Origin of the sequence: Microbacterium oleivorans (assembly GCF_013389665.1) — a bacterium.
Lineage (GTDB): Bacteria > Actinomycetota > Actinomycetes > Actinomycetales > Microbacteriaceae > Microbacterium > Microbacterium oleivorans_C.
In genome coordinates, this window is sequence record NZ_CP058316.1 from 1070601 (window position 1) to 1085150 (window position 14550).

16 protein-coding genes are annotated in these 14550 nt (G+C 71.8%); 5 read left to right on the forward strand and 11 right to left on the reverse strand.

Translation table 11 applies throughout. From position 1 onward, the window contains the following. Positions 1-84: 84 nt before the first annotated feature. The gene (locus HW566_RS05270) at positions 85-411 is read left to right on the forward strand and encodes a hypothetical protein (RefSeq protein WP_178011016.1); all 327 of its coding nucleotides are present in this window, start codon (positions 85-87) and stop codon (positions 409-411) included. Positions 412-571: 160 nt separating this feature from the next. Beyond that, positions 572-1063: a YajQ family cyclic di-GMP-binding protein gene (locus HW566_RS05275; protein WP_178011017.1), complete on the forward strand. Its 492-nt coding sequence runs from the start codon at positions 572-574 to the stop codon at positions 1061-1063. A gap of 97 nt (positions 1064-1160) precedes the next feature. Here HW566_RS05275 and HW566_RS05280 read toward each other — a convergent pair whose 3' ends face one another. The 6 genes from HW566_RS05280 to HW566_RS05305 all read right to left on the reverse strand — a co-directional run bounded on the left by HW566_RS05280 (position 1161) and on the right by HW566_RS05305 (position 6557). Beyond that, positions 1161-2138: an alpha/beta hydrolase gene (locus tag HW566_RS05280; RefSeq protein WP_178011019.1), complete on the reverse strand. Its 978-nt coding sequence runs from the start codon at positions 2136-2138 to the stop codon at positions 1161-1163. A 51-nt stretch (positions 2139-2189) separates the two neighbouring features. Next, complete coding sequence (locus HW566_RS05285) at positions 2190-2555, reverse strand: hypothetical protein (protein ID WP_178011021.1); 366 nt, start codon at positions 2553-2555, stop codon at positions 2190-2192. A 47-nt stretch (positions 2556-2602) separates the two neighbouring features. After that, complete coding sequence (locus HW566_RS05290) at positions 2603-3991, reverse strand: FAD-dependent oxidoreductase (protein ID WP_178011023.1); 1389 nt, start codon at positions 3989-3991, stop codon at positions 2603-2605. 51 nt (positions 3992-4042) lie between these two features. Further along, on the reverse strand, positions 4043-5098 hold the full coding sequence (locus tag HW566_RS05295; protein ID WP_256728879.1) for a polyprenyl synthetase family protein: 1056 nt from the start codon (positions 5096-5098) through the stop codon (positions 4043-4045). 48 nt (positions 5099-5146) lie between these two features. Further along, complete coding sequence (locus HW566_RS05300) at positions 5147-5827, reverse strand: class I SAM-dependent methyltransferase (RefSeq protein ID WP_256728940.1); 681 nt, start codon at positions 5825-5827, stop codon at positions 5147-5149. A 196-nt stretch (positions 5828-6023) separates the two neighbouring features. Beyond that, positions 6024-6557: a DUF402 domain-containing protein gene (locus tag HW566_RS05305; protein ID WP_178011027.1), complete on the reverse strand. Its 534-nt coding sequence runs from the start codon at positions 6555-6557 to the stop codon at positions 6024-6026. Between the two features lie 22 nt (positions 6558-6579). Between HW566_RS05305 and HW566_RS05310 the strand changes: the two genes are divergently transcribed. Next, positions 6580-7872, forward strand: coding sequence for an isochorismate synthase (locus tag HW566_RS05310; protein WP_178011029.1), 1293 nt, complete (start codon positions 6580-6582; stop codon positions 7870-7872). A 31-nt stretch (positions 7873-7903) separates the two neighbouring features. Here HW566_RS05310 and menD read toward each other — a convergent pair whose 3' ends face one another. Together menD and HW566_RS05320 are read right to left on the reverse strand one after the other, a co-directional pair. Beyond that, entirely contained in the window at positions 7904-9724 is a 1821-nt protein-coding gene (menD, locus tag HW566_RS05315) for a 2-succinyl-5-enolpyruvyl-6-hydroxy-3-cyclohexene-1-carboxylic-acid synthase (protein WP_178011030.1), read from the reverse strand. A 2-nt stretch (positions 9725-9726) separates the two neighbouring features. Further along, on the reverse strand, positions 9727-10128 hold the full coding sequence (locus tag HW566_RS05320; protein ID WP_178011032.1) for a PLD nuclease N-terminal domain-containing protein: 402 nt from the start codon (positions 10126-10128) through the stop codon (positions 9727-9729). A gap of 53 nt (positions 10129-10181) precedes the next feature. Between HW566_RS05320 and HW566_RS05325 the strand changes: the two genes are divergently transcribed. Beyond that, positions 10182-10442, forward strand: coding sequence for a DUF4229 domain-containing protein (locus HW566_RS05325; protein ID WP_178011034.1), 261 nt, complete (start codon positions 10182-10184; stop codon positions 10440-10442). Between the two features lie 9 nt (positions 10443-10451). Here the strand turns inward: HW566_RS05325 and HW566_RS05330 are convergent, their stop codons facing one another. Genes HW566_RS05330 through HW566_RS05340 form a run of 3 tightly spaced genes read right to left on the reverse strand, consistent with a single transcriptional unit; the run spans position 10452 to position 13505 of the window. Then, positions 10452-11420 (reverse strand): 1,4-dihydroxy-2-naphthoate polyprenyltransferase, encoded by a 969-nt coding sequence (locus HW566_RS05330; RefSeq protein ID WP_178011035.1) that lies wholly within the window; start codon positions 11418-11420, stop codon positions 10452-10454. Positions 11421-11431: 11 nt separating this feature from the next. Next, positions 11432-12604 (reverse strand): AMP-binding protein, encoded by a 1173-nt coding sequence (locus tag HW566_RS05335; RefSeq protein ID WP_178011037.1) that lies wholly within the window; start codon positions 12602-12604, stop codon positions 11432-11434. 1 nt (position 12605) lies between these two features. Then, positions 12606-13505: a 1,4-dihydroxy-2-naphthoyl-CoA synthase gene (locus tag HW566_RS05340; RefSeq protein WP_178011039.1), complete on the reverse strand. Its 900-nt coding sequence runs from the start codon at positions 13503-13505 to the stop codon at positions 12606-12608. 46 nt (positions 13506-13551) lie between these two features. On the opposite strand from HW566_RS05340, the gene HW566_RS05345 reads away from it, so the two are divergent. Beyond that, on the forward strand, positions 13552-14541 hold the full coding sequence (locus tag HW566_RS05345; RefSeq protein WP_178014706.1) for an o-succinylbenzoate synthase: 990 nt from the start codon (positions 13552-13554) through the stop codon (positions 14539-14541). Positions 14542-14550 lie beyond the last annotated feature (9 nt).

Consider the following 14550-nt stretch of genomic DNA (forward strand, 5'->3'; position numbering starts at 1 on the left):
TTCGCTAAACTCTCGACATGGCAGGTTCCTCGTTCGACATCGAGCGCACATAACCACTGACCACCAGCCCCCAGGTTCCGCCCAATGCAACCGCACTCACAGACTCCGCCTGAGCGGCGAATCATCCGGCTCTTCCCGGACTACTCGCGCGTCTATCCACTCTGGGAGAGTTCGACATCGACCTGGGATGTCGGCTACACCACGGGCCCTGAGGATTACGGCCTGTCCGCGCAACTCTCCGCAGACCTTGCCGAGTGGCAGTCCTTCTGGGAAACGCACGCCGACCCTTTCGAGGGCTGGGACGCCGAAGCAAACCGCCAGAGATGGCTGCGCGACGGGCGCTCGCTGACGAAGCGCCTGAGCGATGAGGTCGCGGAGTTCGCTGACGTCAACGCAGAGTTCGAGCAATAGGTCGCCCACCTCGCGGGCACTGCGCACGGGGCGCGATGACGTTCGCGGGATGCCCCAGTGTGACCTCCTGGTCGATCTTCGACACGTTGCGTCAGACCGCGATGAAAATGAGCCCGCAACCGTCGGATCCCCGGAATTCCGCGGCTGTAGACTCACTTTCATGGCCGCAGACTCTTCATTTGACATCGTCAGCAAGATCGATCGCCAGGAGGCCGACAACGCCCTCAACCAGGCGCGCAAGGAGGTCGAGCAGCGGTACGACTTCAAGGGAACCGACGCATCGATCGATTGGTCCGGCGAGTCGATCCTCATCAAGGCGAACTCGGAGGAGCGCGCGAAGGCCGTCCTCGACGTCTTCCAGACCAAACTCATCAAGCGCGGCATCTCACTGAAGAGCCTCGATTCGGGCGAGCCGACCGCTTCGGGCCGTGAGTACCGGATCATGTCGACGCTGAAGGAGGGCATCTCGTCGGAGGATGCCAAGAAGATCAGCAAGATGATCCGCGACGAGGGCCCGAAGTCGGTCAAGTCGCAGATCCAGGGCGACGAGCTGCGCGTGCAGTCGAAGTCGCGCGACGACCTGCAGGAACTCCAGCGGATGCTGAAGGCCGCCGACCTCGACGTCGACCTCCAGTTCGTCAACTACCGGTAAGGATGCCCGGCGAGAATCGGCCTCCGCGGTGAGAACCCACCGCGGGCGCTGAGTCTCGGCGCGGATGCCGGTTCTCGGCGACGAGGCGCGGCGCGGGTCAGAGGGCTCCGGCGAGGAACGACACGAGTCGGTCGGCGGCTTCGATCCGGGCGGGCTCCGCCGAGAGGAACACGTCGTGGATCGCGCCATCGATGCGCGAGATCGTGACGGTTCCGGCGATCCGGGTGGCCGCGCGGGCGATGTCGTCGACGACGAGCACCGAGTCGGTCGAGGTCATCGCCTCGTTCCAGCGCAGCGCCGGCGTGGAGCGTGCCGACAGCAGCACGAGGGCGGGGCAGCCGACGTCGACCCCGGCCGCGATGCGTGCGTGTCCCGCGATGACCGCCGCCAGCCAGGCGGGGTGGGTGGGAAAACCCTGCGGCGGCCGCCATCCGTCGGGCGAGCCCGGGAGGGTGCCGAGCTGACGCTGGGCACGCGTGTAGAACCCGAGGTCGACCACGGGGTGGCTGCCGCGCGGGTCGAAACGTGCCCGCACCTCGACCAGCGGCGCCACGGCCTGGCGTCCCAGCGGTCCCAGCTGGAGTTCGAGCCACGGACTGTTCAGCACGAGTGCCGTCGCGCGTCCCGGGTGGCGCGCCGCCCACAGCGTCAGCGTGAGCCCGCCCGTGCTGTGGCCGACGAGCACGAGCCTCCGCCCCTGCCGCTCCGTGCCCATCGCCGCGAGCGCCGCCTCGACCTCGGCGTCGTACACGTCGAGCGAGGTGATGTAGCCGCGGGCCTGCCCCGGACGGATGCTGCGTCCGTACTTGCGCAGATCGAGAGCGTGGAAGCGCGCGCCGCGTTCGGTGAGCAGCCGGGCGAGGTCGGTCTGGAAGAAGTAGTCCGACCAGCCGTGCACGTACAACACGTCGACGTCGCGCCACGGCCCGAACAGACGCAGGCCCGGGTGCGGCATCGACCGCACGAGTGTGGCGACGACATCGCCCTCGTCATCGGAGCCGAGGGGCAGCGTCGCCCGCTCGAACCCGGCGCCGAGCAGATCCGGCTCCCAGGTGACGTCCTCGCCGCGGTCCATGCCCCCACCCTAGAAGGAACCGCACTCGAGCGTCCCGGCACTGCGAAGCCCTCAGACCGTGGCGAGATCCCCGGGGGGCGCGGCGGGGTCGTCACCGGCGAACGCGTTGGACTTGGTCTCGAGGAAGGTGCACAGCGCCGACACCATCGCCAGCTCCGTCGACAGCCGCAACGCGCCGCCGGCGTCCAGGAGCAGCTCGCTCTCGCGCGGCTCGAAGGTGATGCGCCACTTGTTGCCGCCGGGCACGTCGGGCTCGATGTAGGTGACGGTCTGCGCGTTCATCATCGTGATCGCCACGAGTCCGGTGTCGCGCCCGAGACTGCCGTCCTGCGGGATCACCTTCACGGCGAGCGAATAGCCGAACCGGTGGAACTCCTCGATCCACGCGTCGAGTGTCTGCTTGCTGCGAAAGGGCATGGCGCGGTCGTCTCCATCATCGAGCGGGGGCGGCGGTCGACTCGATCCTAGAGCGCGTCCCGGTTCTCGCCCCGCGAGATCGAGACCATCTCGCCACGGTCGACGACCTTGACGCGGGCACGCTCGGCGGGCTCGCCCAGGGCGATCTCGTGCTCGTCGAGACGGTGCCATCCGGCCAGATCGGTCCACGCGATGCCGCGCTGCTCGAGCAGATCGAGCACGCCCTGCTCGGACGGATCGACCGGCTGCCACCACGACCCCTGGTCGTTGATGACGTGGCGGACGGTCTCCATCGCGTCGGACTTGGTGTGACCGATGAGGCCGACCGGTCCGCGCTTGATCCAACCGGTGGCGTAGACGCCCGGCACCCGCTCATTCGAATCCTGGTGGAGCACCTGCCCCTCCTGGTTGGGGATCACGCCGTGGGTCTCGTCGAACGGCACATCGGGCAACGGGGACCCGAAGTAGCCGACCGCGCGATACAGACCCTGCATCGCGACTTCCCGCAGCTCACCCGTGCCCTCGACCCCGCCCTCTCCGTCGGGCCGGGTGCGCTCGTAGACGAGTGCGGCGACGCGACCGTCCGCATCGGTCCTGACCTCGACGGGCTTGGCGTAGAAGTGCAGGTGCAGACGCCGCGAGGCGTCGCCGCCCGCGCCGTTCGCAGCGGGCCGCTTGCGCCACGACTGCAGCACCCGATCGATGACCATGACCTGCTTGTTCGACGCGATCGCCGCCTTCGACCCCTCGTCGTAGTCGAAGTCCTCGTCGTAGACGACGAGGTCGACATCACGCAGCTCGCCGAGCTCGCGCAGCTCGAGCGGTGTGAACTTCACCTGCGCGGGACCGCGACGCCCGAACACATGGACGTCGGTGACGGCCGACTGCCGCAGGCCCTGGTAGACGTTGTCGGGGATCTCGGTGACGAGCATGTCGTCGGCATGCTTGGCCAGCACGCGGGCGACGTCGAGAGCGACGTTGCCGTTGCCGATGACTCCGACGGATGCCGCATCCAGGGGCCATTCACGCGGGAAGTCGGGGTGGCCGTCGTACCAGCTGACGAAGTCGGCGGCGCCGTAGGAGCCGGCGGCGTCGATGCCGGGGATGTCGAGCGCGGCGTCGCGGACGGCGCCGGTGGCGAAGATGACAGCGTTGTAGTGGTGCTTCAGGTCGTCGAGGGTGATGTCCTCGCCGAAGCGGACGTTGCCGAAGAGGCGGATGTCGCCGCTGTCGATGACATCGCGGAGGGCATTGATGATGCCCTTGATCCGCGGGTGATCGGGAGCGACGCCGTAGCGCACCAGTCCGTACGGCGCGGGCAGGTGGTCGAAGAGATCGATCGAGACGTCGAACTTGCGCTCGGCTTTCAACAGCAGATCCGCGGCGTAGATGCCGGCGGGTCCGGCGCCGACGATGGCCAGCCTGAGCTTGGTCATGGGTGTTCCTCGTTCCTGTTCGCGCCCGAGCGCGGGCGCTGCGGGGGCGGGTCAGCTCGCGCGGTCGACGACGACCTCGGCGAACCGGGTCAGCGCGTCGCGCACGGCGCCGGCGGGCAGCGGCTCGAGAGCCGCGACCGCGTCGTCGGCCCACTGTTCGGCGAGCCGTCGGGTCTGGGTGGTGACGTCGTGATCCCGCAGTCGCGCGAGCGGCTCGTCGAGGATCGCGGGGTCGGCACCCTCGGCGATCGCGGCGACGCCCTCGTCGATCGTCTGCGCGAGGACGCGTGACGCGTCGTCGGTGGCGCGGGTCAGCAGCAGATAGGGCATGGTGGGAACGCCCGCGCGCAGGTCGGTGCCGGGCACCTTGCCGGTGGCAGCGGGGTCGGCCGACAGATCGATGACGTCGTCGAGCAGCTGGAACGCGACACCGGCCTTCTCGCCGAACGCGTGCAGCGGCGCGGAGAGCTCCTCCGGTCCGCCCGAGAACAGCACCCCCACCTGAGCGGCCGCGGCGATGAGCGAACCGGTCTTGTCGGCCAGCACCTGGATGTAGAACGCGACGGGGTCATCGCCCGGCTGTGCGCCGATGGTCTCGTGCATCTGCCCGAGCACCAACCGCTCGAAGGTGTCGGCCTGCAGGCGGATCGCCCGTTCGCCGATGCCGGCCATCAGCTGGCTGGCGCGCGAGAACAGCAGGTCTCCCGTGAGGATCGCGACGTTGTTGCCCCACACCTCGTGGGCGCTGGGCACACCGCGCCGCTTGTCGGCACCGTCCATGACGTCGTCGTGGTACAGCGAGCCGAGATGCGTCAGCTCCAGGGCTGCCGCGCCGGCCAGCACGTCGTCCGTGGCACCGTCGCCCAGCTGAGCCGTGATGAGGGCGAGCATCGGTCGCAGCCGCTTGCCGCCCGCCTCGTAGAGGTAGCGGGTCTTCGCGTCGACCAGCGCGTCGCTGACGGTGAGCTCGTCGCCGAGGCGCGCCTCCACACGCTCGAGCCCGGCTTCGACCGTCGCGAGCAGCTTTCGGGTCCGGGGACCCGCGAAGATGCGCTCGGTCATGCCGAGGTGCTTCGCCAGCCGCGGCGCGGAGGGGCTCGATGTCACGAGGCCAGCCTACCGGCCGGGCGGCGGCCCCGATCCGCTCAGCCGGGTTCAGGCGACGGGCTTGACAGCGCGGTGCAGCGCGACGATCCCGAACGAGAGGTCGCGGTGCGCCACCTCGGTCCACCCGGCGTCGCGGAGCCAGGCCGAGAGTGTGCGCTGATCGGGCCAGTCGCGGATCGACTCGTTGAGGTAGTCGTAGGCCTCGGCGTTCGAGCTCACCCACCGCGCCACCGTGGGCAGCACCCGGTCGTTGTAGAAGCGGTAGAGGCCGTCGAAGGCGCGGGACGGCGGGTGGGAGAACTCGCTGATCAGCAGCCGCCCACCGGGCTTGGTCACGCGCAGCATCTCGGCGATCGCCCTCTGCGGATCGTTGACGTTGCGCAGCCCGAACGAGATGGTCACGACGTCGAACTCGGCATCGGCGAAGGGCAGGTTCGTGGCGTCGGCCTCGACGAAAGAGAGATTCGGGATGCCGCCCCCCGCGGCCCCCGGGCCGTAGCGGCGAACGCCTTCGGCGATCATCCCGGGCGAGAAGTCGGCTCCGACGACCTCCGCTCCGCTGCGGGCGAGCGAGACCGAGCTGGCGCCGGTGCCGGCCGCGAGGTCGAGGATGCGCTCACCCGGTCGCGGGGCGATCGCCCGGGTCGCCGCCACCCGCCACAGGCGATCCTGTCCGAGGCTGAGGATGTCGTTGGTGCGGTCGTACGCGCCGGCCACCTGGTCGAACATGCCGCTCACGCGGGACGGGTCCTTGCCGAGGTCGGCGCGGTTGGGCTCGGTGCTCACGCGTCGAGTCTAGGCGCCGTGCGGGCCGCGAGCTCGCGCCCGCAGTCCGTCCCGTGGGTCCGCCTTCGGCCGGGAATCCCGCGACGTACCCGGACGAAGCGGCACCTCGACGTGGGCTCGCGAAGGGGGCGGCGAGGGATCAGGCGGGGAGCGCCGCGAGCACGGCGAGCCAACGGGTCGTGGTGGCCTCGTCGAACGGCGGCTGATGCGCGGTGACGGCGGCCTCGAGTTCGCTGGCGAGGCCGTCGAGCCGGTCGACGACGGCGGCCGGGTAGCCGTAGGCCACCCGGTGCTCGTCCCACTCGTCGCGATCGTCGATCCACACGCCCCGACGCGCGTCGTCGACGACGTCGAGGTCCATGTCGATCCCGGTGGGCTCGCCACCCTCATCCCAACGGACGTCCCAGGCGAGATCGATGTACACCCGCGTCGGGTGCGGCGGCGCGTTCATCGTCAGCACCCACTCGCCGGTCGGGGGCAGCAGCATGACGCAGGGGTGGGTCGCGACGAACCGACGCCCGGGCCGGTGGCTGCCATCGCCGGGGCGTTGCCCGAACCACTCCCCGTGCTCGTCGGCACCGAGGTACGTGCAGGAGTGCACCCAGTGCGTCCCGCCGTCCCATTTGCGCCAGCGGAAGGTCACCGGGGTTCCCGGCGCGGGACGGAGGGTCACCCGCCGAGTCTAGGCTGGTCTGGTGAACGATTCTGCGCCCGCCGTCCGGCTGCGCGCGGTGACCCGCGAGGTCGATCCAATCGAGGAGATCCTCGTCTACGCCGACCCGCACGACCCGATCGCGTGGTCCCGCCGGGGCGACGCGCTGGCCGCTCGCGGACGTGCCGTCGCATACGAGCCGGAGTCCGGCTCCGGCGGGGCGGCGGCCGTCTCGCGATGGTGGCGTGAGCTGGTGGCCGCCGCCGAGGTGGACGATCCCGTGCGCCTGCCCGGCACCGGGCTGGTCGCCTTCGGCGCCCTGCCGTTCGACCCGCGCCCCGATGCGCGCCGCGCGCAGGCCGGCGAGCAGGTCAGCTTCTTCGTGCCTCGCCTCGTCGTGGGACGCCGCGGATCGCGGTCCTGGGTCACCGCGTTCTCGATCGACGGGTCGGATCCGGTCGCCGAGCTTCCCGCGCCCGTCGGCTTCGGTCCGCACTGGTCGGCGACCGTGGGTCCGGGCGCGCTGGCACCCGAGGGGTACCAGTCAGCTGTCGCCGCGGGGGTCGACGCCATCCGCGGCGGCGAGGTCGAGAAGGTCGTGCTCGCCCGCGATCTGGCCGGCACCGTCCCGGCCGGCGCCGATCTGAGGCGCCTCGTGCGTGCCCTCACCTCCGCCTACCCCGACACCTGGGGCTTCGCGGTGGACGGCCTCATCGGCGCCAGCCCCGAGACCCTCGTCACCGTCTCGGGCGGTACCGTGACCGCCCGAGTCCTCGCCGGCACCATCGCGCGAGGTGCCGACGCCGATGCCGACACCGCAGCATCGTTGGCCCTGGCCACGAGCACGAAAGACCTCGACGAGCACGGCTATGCGGTCCGGAGCGTGCTCGAGGCGCTCCGCCCCTCGACCTCATCGCTCGTCGCCGGCGAGCAGCCCTTCATGCTCAAGCTGCCGAACGTCTGGCACCTCGCCACCGACGTCGAGGGCGAGCTCGCTGCCGACGCGTCCGCCCTCGACCTCGTCGCCGCACTGCATCCGACCGCCGCGGTCGCCGGCACCCCCACCAGCGTCGCGCTCGACGTCATCCGACGCCTCGAGCCGTTCGATCGCGGCCGCTACGCGGGGCCGGTGGGCTGGACCGACGCGAACGGCGACGGCGAATGGGCGATCGCGCTGCGGTGCGCGCAGTTCCGGACGGGCGAGCCCCACGGCGTCGCTGCGCCCGTGCCGTTCACCGCCTACGCAGGAGCGGGCATCGTGGCGGCGAGCGACCCCGAGTCGGAGATGCTCGAGACGCGGGTGAAGTTCCGGCCGATCGTCGACGCCCTCGCCTGACACGTGGGGAAGGGCGGCGGTCCGGGCCGGGTCAGCGCTGCAGCGGCACCTCGATGAGCTGGCGTCCGCCCACCGGGGAGGTGAGCGCCTGGTCGAGCGCCGACCGCGTCGTCACCCGCCGGTACTCCCAGCCGTACGCGAGGGCGAGCTGCTCCAGGCGGGTCTCGTGCGGCGTGAACAGCACCCGATCGGCCGCTCGCGGGTCGGCGGACTGCGACACCTCGAGACCGTCGAAGATCGTGCCGCCGCCGTCGTTGCCCACGATGACCTGGATGCGCGGTTCGTCCTCGGCGGAGGGCAGCAGCATCGCGCCGACGTCGTGCAGCAGGGAGAGGTCGCCGGTAAGCACACGCGTGACGCCCGACCGCCCCTCGTCCTGGCTGGCCACCGCGATGCCGATCCCGGTCGCGACGATGCCGTCGATGCCCGCGAGGCCGCGATTGGCGTGCACGGGGATCTTCTTTCCGCCCAGCACCGCGTCGGCCACGCGCACGAGGCGCGAGGACGCGAAGACGAGCCGGTCGTGCGGCCAGCTCGCGCGCCAGACCGCGTCGACCAGGGCCTCGCGGTCGAGCGGTGCGCGCAGCACCGCCATCTCGGCCGAGATAGCGCCGAGACGCTCCTGCGGCACGGTCGACGCGAGCCCGTCGGCGTCGGGAGCGGCCGGGGTGAGGTCGACGGACTCCTCGCGCGACGCTCGCAGCCACGCACCGAGCCACGCCCGGTCCGGCTCCCCAGGCGAAACCGCAACTGCGGTCGCGGGCACGGTCGCGCCGTTGAGATTGAGGGGCTCCCCCGGTCCGCGGACGGCGATCACCTCGACGTCCGGGCGCGAGAGCAGCGCGGCGACCTCACGGCTGAGCGTGGGGTGCCCGAACACGACGACGCGCTCGACGGCATCGGCCAACTCCGCGCGATCGAGCACGCGCCGGTAGCCGTGCACGAGATTGCGGCCGAACCGCGATCCGCTGACGATCTCGGCGACGAGGGGCCACCCGCCACGATGCGCGATGTCCTCGGCGGTGGGGCCGGCGTCGGCCCCGGCGACCACGAGCGTGCGCGGCCCGAGCTCCAGCGCGATCGACCGTTCGTCCGGAACCGACTCCTCGGCCTCGCCGATGCCCCCGCCGCCCTGGTAGTGCGCACCCGACGCGGTCGACGGATCGGGCGCGACGAAGGAACCCGGCGCGGCATCCGCCGACTGCTCGGAGGATCCGGCAGGGGCGCCGATGAGCCAGTCGGGCACGGCACCCGAGAGCGGGTTGCGGTAGGGCAGGTTGAGGTGCACGGGCCCGGCCGGGCGCGGTCCGTCGCCGCGCGCAGCGGTCAACGCCGCGGATGCGACCGCCTGCAGGGCGACCGCCTCGGCACCCGTCCCGTCGGCGTCGATCGTCTCGGGCGTCGGCGCGTCGAGCTCGTACCGCACGAAACCCGCGAACATCCCCGGCTGCCGGGTCGCCTGGTTGGCGCCGACCCCGCGGAGCTCGGGGGGCCGATCGGCGGTGAGCAGCAGCAGCGGGACGCCGGAGTGGTGGGCCTCGAGCACCGCGGGCAGGAGGTTGGCCACTGCGGTTCCCGACGTGCACACGATCGCCGCGGGCTGTCGGGTCTCCCGGCCGATGCCGAGGGCGGTGAAACCGGCGGCGCGTTCGTCGATGCGCACGTGCAGTCGGATGACGCCGCGGCGCTCGAGTTCCGCGGCCACCAGGGCCAGCGCCTGGGACCGTGAACCGGGGCTGAGCACGATGTGGCGCACGCCCCGCGCGACGAGGGCACCGAGGAGGGCCGCAGCCGCGTCGGTCGCCGGGGCCCGGTCGGGCAGGGCGGCGCCGATCTCGCCGGGAACCGCCATCGTCAGGGGCGCGGGCCGCGGGTGCCGGCCGGGCCCTCGGCGTCGTCGTCGCTCGCCGACGGGGTCGGCGGGACGTCGCGGGGATCGTCGGCTTCGGCGTCGAGCGCGGCGAGCTCCTCCTCCAGTCGGCGGATGCGCTCGTCCTGGTCGCGGACCGAGCCGATGCTCCCGAGGAAGTCGGGGTCGTCGTCGGGCGCTCGGCGCGCCGGCGCCTTCGAACGGCGGGCACGGCCGACGACGAACCAGAGGATGCCGCCGAGGACCGGCAGCAGCACGACGATCAGGATCCAGACCGGCTTGCTCACGCCCCGGTGACGCGTCGCGTCCTGCAGGGCGCAATCCACGATGCTGAACACCCAGAAGGCGAGTGCCAGCAGCACACCGATGAGCAGGAGCCGCGCCATCCCTCCATCCTAGGCGTCTGCCGGGGCCCCGGACCCGGACGTAGACTGACAGGATGAATGCGCGCTCCGCCGTCGTCTACTCGGTGCTGCGGCTGCTCGCCTTCATCGTCCCCTTCGGCCTGATGATGCTCGTGCCGATCATGCGGGAGTACTACTGGCTCTCGGCCATCTTCGCGGCCCTCATCGGCCTGAGCCTGTCGATGATCTTCCTCCGGCGTCCCCTCGACGACGTGGCATCCGGACTCGCTCAGCGGCGCACCCGCCGCCGTTCGGGTGAGGCAGCGGATGCCGAGGCCGAGGACGCGGCGTCCTGACCGCCGGGGTCAGCCCACGAACGCCCAGAACAGGAACGCGCCGTAGGCGACCGACGTCAGCGATGTCAGCGCGAGGGCGACCACGAGCTCGCGCGGCTGCCGGTAGGTCCACACGATGAGGATCGCCGATAGCGCCGGCAGCAGGGCGAACAGGCTGAGCCACGCAATCGGGTACACCAGCGCGAGCAGCACGGCGATCGCGAACGGCGCGAGCACGAACACCGAGAACACGATGCGGGTGGCCGTGCGGCCGATCAGCACCGTGAGCGTGCGCTTGCCGGCGATGCGGTCCTGGTCGATGTCACGCAGGTTGTTGGCCAGGAGCACCGCGCACGCCAGCAGACCCGCGGCGACGGCGCCGAACCAGCTCTCCTGCGGCACCGATCCGGCCTGCACGAACGTGGTGCCGACCGTGGCCACGAGCCCGAAGAAGACGAACACGAACAGCTCTCCCAGGCCCGCGTAGCCGTACGGGCGCTTGCCACCGGTGTAGAACCAGGCGGCCACGACGCAGAGCGCGCCGATCACGAGCATCCACCAGTGGCCGGTGCGGACGACGATCGCGACGCCGGCGACCGCGGCGAGGGCGAAGAAGCCCAGCGCCACGATCAGCACCGTCCGGGGCTGCGCCAGTCCGCCTCCGGTGAGTCGCGCCGGCCCCACCCGCACGTCGTCGGTGCCGCGGATGCCGTCGCTGTAGTCGTTGGCGTAGTTCACGCCGATCTGCAGAGCCACGGCCACCGCGAGGCAGCACAGCGCGATGACCCAGTGGAGCTCGCGGTCCACGAGCATCGCCGCCCCGGTGCCGATCAGCACGGGCGTCACCGCCAGGGGAAGGGTCCGCAGCCGGGCAGCCCCGATCCAATCGCGCGCCGTGGCGGTGCGCGGCGGCGGGGCGGAGACGAGCCCGCGCTTGGCGGGGTTACCGCCGCGCGGTGCCGGGCGGGATGATTTCGGGGAGCGAGACGAGCGAGCCACGAGGGTTCATCCTAGATCGCGAGCATGCGGCGCACGGCCGACCGGTCGGGTTTGCCGCTCGCGAGCATCGGCAGCGCCTCGACCTCGACCACCCGGGCGGGTCGGGCGGGCCTGCCCAGACGCTCCGCCACGGCGCCGCGGAGGGCAACGAGCGCCGCGTCGGAGTCGAGTCCCGCGTCCGACAGGGCGGCGGCCTCGACGACGACGACGGACGCCTCGCCCCACCGCTCGTCGACGACGGGCGACACGACGGCGGCGTGGAGGCCCGGCAGCTCGCGCACGACGGATTCGACCCGGTCGAGCGAGACGTTGACGCCGCCCGAGACGATCACGTTGTCGATCCGCCCCGTGACCTGCAGGACCCCGTCGCGCACCTCGCCGGCGTCGCCGGTGCGATACCAGCGCGTTCCCTCCTCGGTGAGGAAGACCTCGGCGGTGCGCTCGTCCTCGCCGAGGTAGCCTTCGGCGAGCGTCACGCCGCCCAGCTGGACCTCGCCGGCCGACACCCTCACCGACACCCCGCTCAGCGGCCGGCCGTCGTAGACGCACCCGCCGCTGGTCTCGGTCGAGCCGTAGGTGCGCACGATGCGGGCCCCCGCGGCGTGCGCACGCTCGCGCTGCGCGGCGGGCAGCGCCTGCCCGCCGACCAGGATGGCCTCGTACGCGCGCAGCGATGCCGCCACCGCGGCATCCGTCTGCGCCGCGTCGAGCAACGCGCTCAGCTGCGCCGGGACGAGCGAGGTGTACGCCGGCACCGCTCGCCCGCCGATGCTGGAGCGCATCGACGCCGTCACGGCGGCGAACGCGGCGGGCGAGAACGACCCCGACAACACCGCAGGTTCGTGGCCTGCCAGCAGCCCTCGGACGAGGACCTGCAGACCCGCGACGTAGGTCGGGGACAGCGCGAGCAGCCAGCGCCCCTCACCGATCCGCTCGGCGGTGGCCGTGGCACTGGCGATGAGCGCGGACCGGCTGATCACGACGCTCTTGGGCACACCCGTCGACCCGGAGGTCGTCACGACGGCGGCCGTGCCGGCGGGTGCGCTCCGGGGGGCGCCGCCTGCGGGGCGGGCCACCGGCGCCGCTCCGAGAGCGAGCGCCGGACCGGCCCCGTCGAGGGTGCGCCGGAGCGCCCGGAGCACGTCACGCGGCTCCGGGCCGACCGGGACGAGGTCGACGGCCACGTCAGAAGTGATACGGGTACGGCGACCAGTCCGGGTCGCGCTTCTGCAGGAACGCGTCGCGCCCCTCGACGGCCTCGTCGGTGCCGTAGGCCAGTCGCGTCGCCTCACCCGCGAACACCTGCTGGCCGACCATGCCGTCGTCGACGGCGTTGAAGGCGAACTTCAGCATGCGGATCGCGGTGGGCGATTTGCCCAGAATGGTGCGGGCCATCGCGACGGCCTCGCGCTCGAGCTCGGCGTGCGGGACGACACGGTTGACCGCGCCCATCTCATAAGCGCGCTGGGCGGAGTACTCCTCTGCGAGGAAGAACACCTCACGGGCGACCTTCTGCCCGACCTGCCGCGCCATGTAGGCCGAGCCGTATCCGGCGTCGAACGAGCCGACGTCGGCGTCGGTCTGCTTGAAGCGGCCGTGCTCGGCCGAGGCGATCGAGAGGTCGGCGACGATGTGCAGGGAGTGTCCGCCGCCGGCCGCCCACCCCGGGATGACGGCGATCACGACCTTCGGCATGAACCGGATGAGCCGCTGCACCTCGAGGATGTGCAGCCGGCCGGCGCGGGCCGGATCGGCGACCGCGGCCTCATCGTCGCTGTACTTGTAGCCGTCACGGCCGCGAATGCGCTGATCACCGCCCGAGCAGAACGCCCAGCCGCCGTCCTTCGGGCTCGGACCGTTGCCGGTGAGCAGCACGACGCCGATCCTCGGGTCCTGCCGCGCGATGTCGAGGGCCCGGTAGAGCTCGTCGACGGTGTGAGGCCGGAAGGCGTTGCGCACCTCGGGACGGTCGAACGCGATGCGTGCGATGCGGCCGTCGAGCGACACGTGCGCCGTGATGTCGGTGTATCGCTCCGCGCCGGGTGCGAGCGACCATTCCGCGGGATCGAACAGTTCCGAGACCATGCCGCCAGCCTATGCCGGGTGGCAGGATGATCGCGTGGACGCTCAGATGACCCTGCCGCCGCTGGCCGAGCTCGTCGAGCGAGCGCACGTGGTGGCCCTGCCCCTGACGACGCGGTTCCGCGGCGTCGATGTGCGCGAGGCGATGGTGATCGAGGGACCGGCGGGCTGGACCGAGTTCTCGCCCTTCCTCGAGTACGCCGACGACGAGGCGGCGGTCTGGCTCACGGCGGCGGTCGAGTTCGGGTGGCTGCCCTCGCCCCCGACGCACCGCGACAGCGTCGCGGTCAACGCGACGGTCCCCGCCATCTCGTCGGACCGGGTCGGCGACGTGCTCGCGCGATTCGACGGATGCCGCACCGCCAAGGTGAAGGTGGCCGAGCGCGGCCAGGTTCTGGGCGACGACATCGCCCGGGTGCGGGCCGTCCGCGAGGCCATGGGGCCCGAGGGACGCGTGCGGATCGATGCGAACGGCGGCTGGAACCTCGACGAGGCCGAGCACGCCCTCCATGCTCTCGCCGAGTTCGATCTCGAATACGCCGAGCAGCCGTGCGCGAGCGTCGATGAGCTCGCCGAACTGCGGCGCCGCATCGGCTACATGGGCATCCCCATCGCGGCCGACGAGAGCGTGCGCAAGGCCGACGATCCCATCGCCGTCGCACGAGCCGGCGCCGCCGACCTGATCGTGATCAAGGCGCAGCCTCTGGGCGGCGTCGCGCGGGCACTGTCGATCGTCGCCGAAGCGGGACTGCCGGCGGTGGTCTCGAGCGCGCTCGACACCAGCATCGGACTCGCGATGGGCGTGGCCCTCGCGGCGTCGCTCCCCGAGCTCGACTACGACTGCGGGCTGGGAACGGCCTCGCTGTTCGCCGCCGACGTCACCGCTCCCCCGCTCCGCCCGGCGGGTGGGCGGCTGCCGGTCGGCCGCGTCTCGGTCGACCCCGCCGCCGTCGCAGCCCTGGCCGTCTCGGACGACCGCCGGCGATGGTGGCTCGACCGCCTCGAGCGCTGTCACGGCGTGCTCGCCGCGTCGCGCTGAGCGCGCCGC

Coding starts and splice junctions, on each gene's coding strand:
- HW566_RS05345 (WP_178014706.1), top strand. CDS start 13,552: ATGACCCTGCCGCCGCTGGCCGAGCTCGTCGAGCGAGCGCACGTGGTG.
- HW566_RS05285 (WP_178011021.1), bottom strand. CDS start 2,555: ATGCCCTTTCGCAGCAAGCAGACACTCGACGCGTGGATCGAGGAGTTC.
- HW566_RS05340 (WP_178011039.1), bottom strand. CDS start 13,505: ATGGTCTCGGAACTGTTCGATCCCGCGGAATGGTCGCTCGCACCCGGC.
- HW566_RS05300 (WP_256728940.1), bottom strand. CDS start 5,827: ATGTTCGACCAGGTGGCCGGCGCGTACGACCGCACCAACGACATCCTC.
- HW566_RS05275 (WP_178011017.1), top strand. CDS start 572: ATGGCCGCAGACTCTTCATTTGACATCGTCAGCAAGATCGATCGCCAG.
- HW566_RS05325 (WP_178011034.1), top strand. CDS start 10,182: ATGAATGCGCGCTCCGCCGTCGTCTACTCGGTGCTGCGGCTGCTCGCC.
- HW566_RS05280 (WP_178011019.1), bottom strand. CDS start 2,138: ATGGACCGCGGCGAGGACGTCACCTGGGAGCCGGATCTGCTCGGCGCC.
- HW566_RS05320 (WP_178011032.1), bottom strand. CDS start 10,128: ATGGCGCGGCTCCTGCTCATCGGTGTGCTGCTGGCACTCGCCTTCTGG.
- HW566_RS05270 (WP_178011016.1), top strand. CDS start 85: ATGCAACCGCACTCACAGACTCCGCCTGAGCGGCGAATCATCCGGCTC.
- HW566_RS05290 (WP_178011023.1), bottom strand. CDS start 3,991: ATGACCAAGCTCAGGCTGGCCATCGTCGGCGCCGGACCCGCCGGCATC.
- menD (WP_178011030.1), bottom strand. CDS start 9,724: ATGGCGGTTCCCGGCGAGATCGGCGCCGCCCTGCCCGACCGGGCCCCG.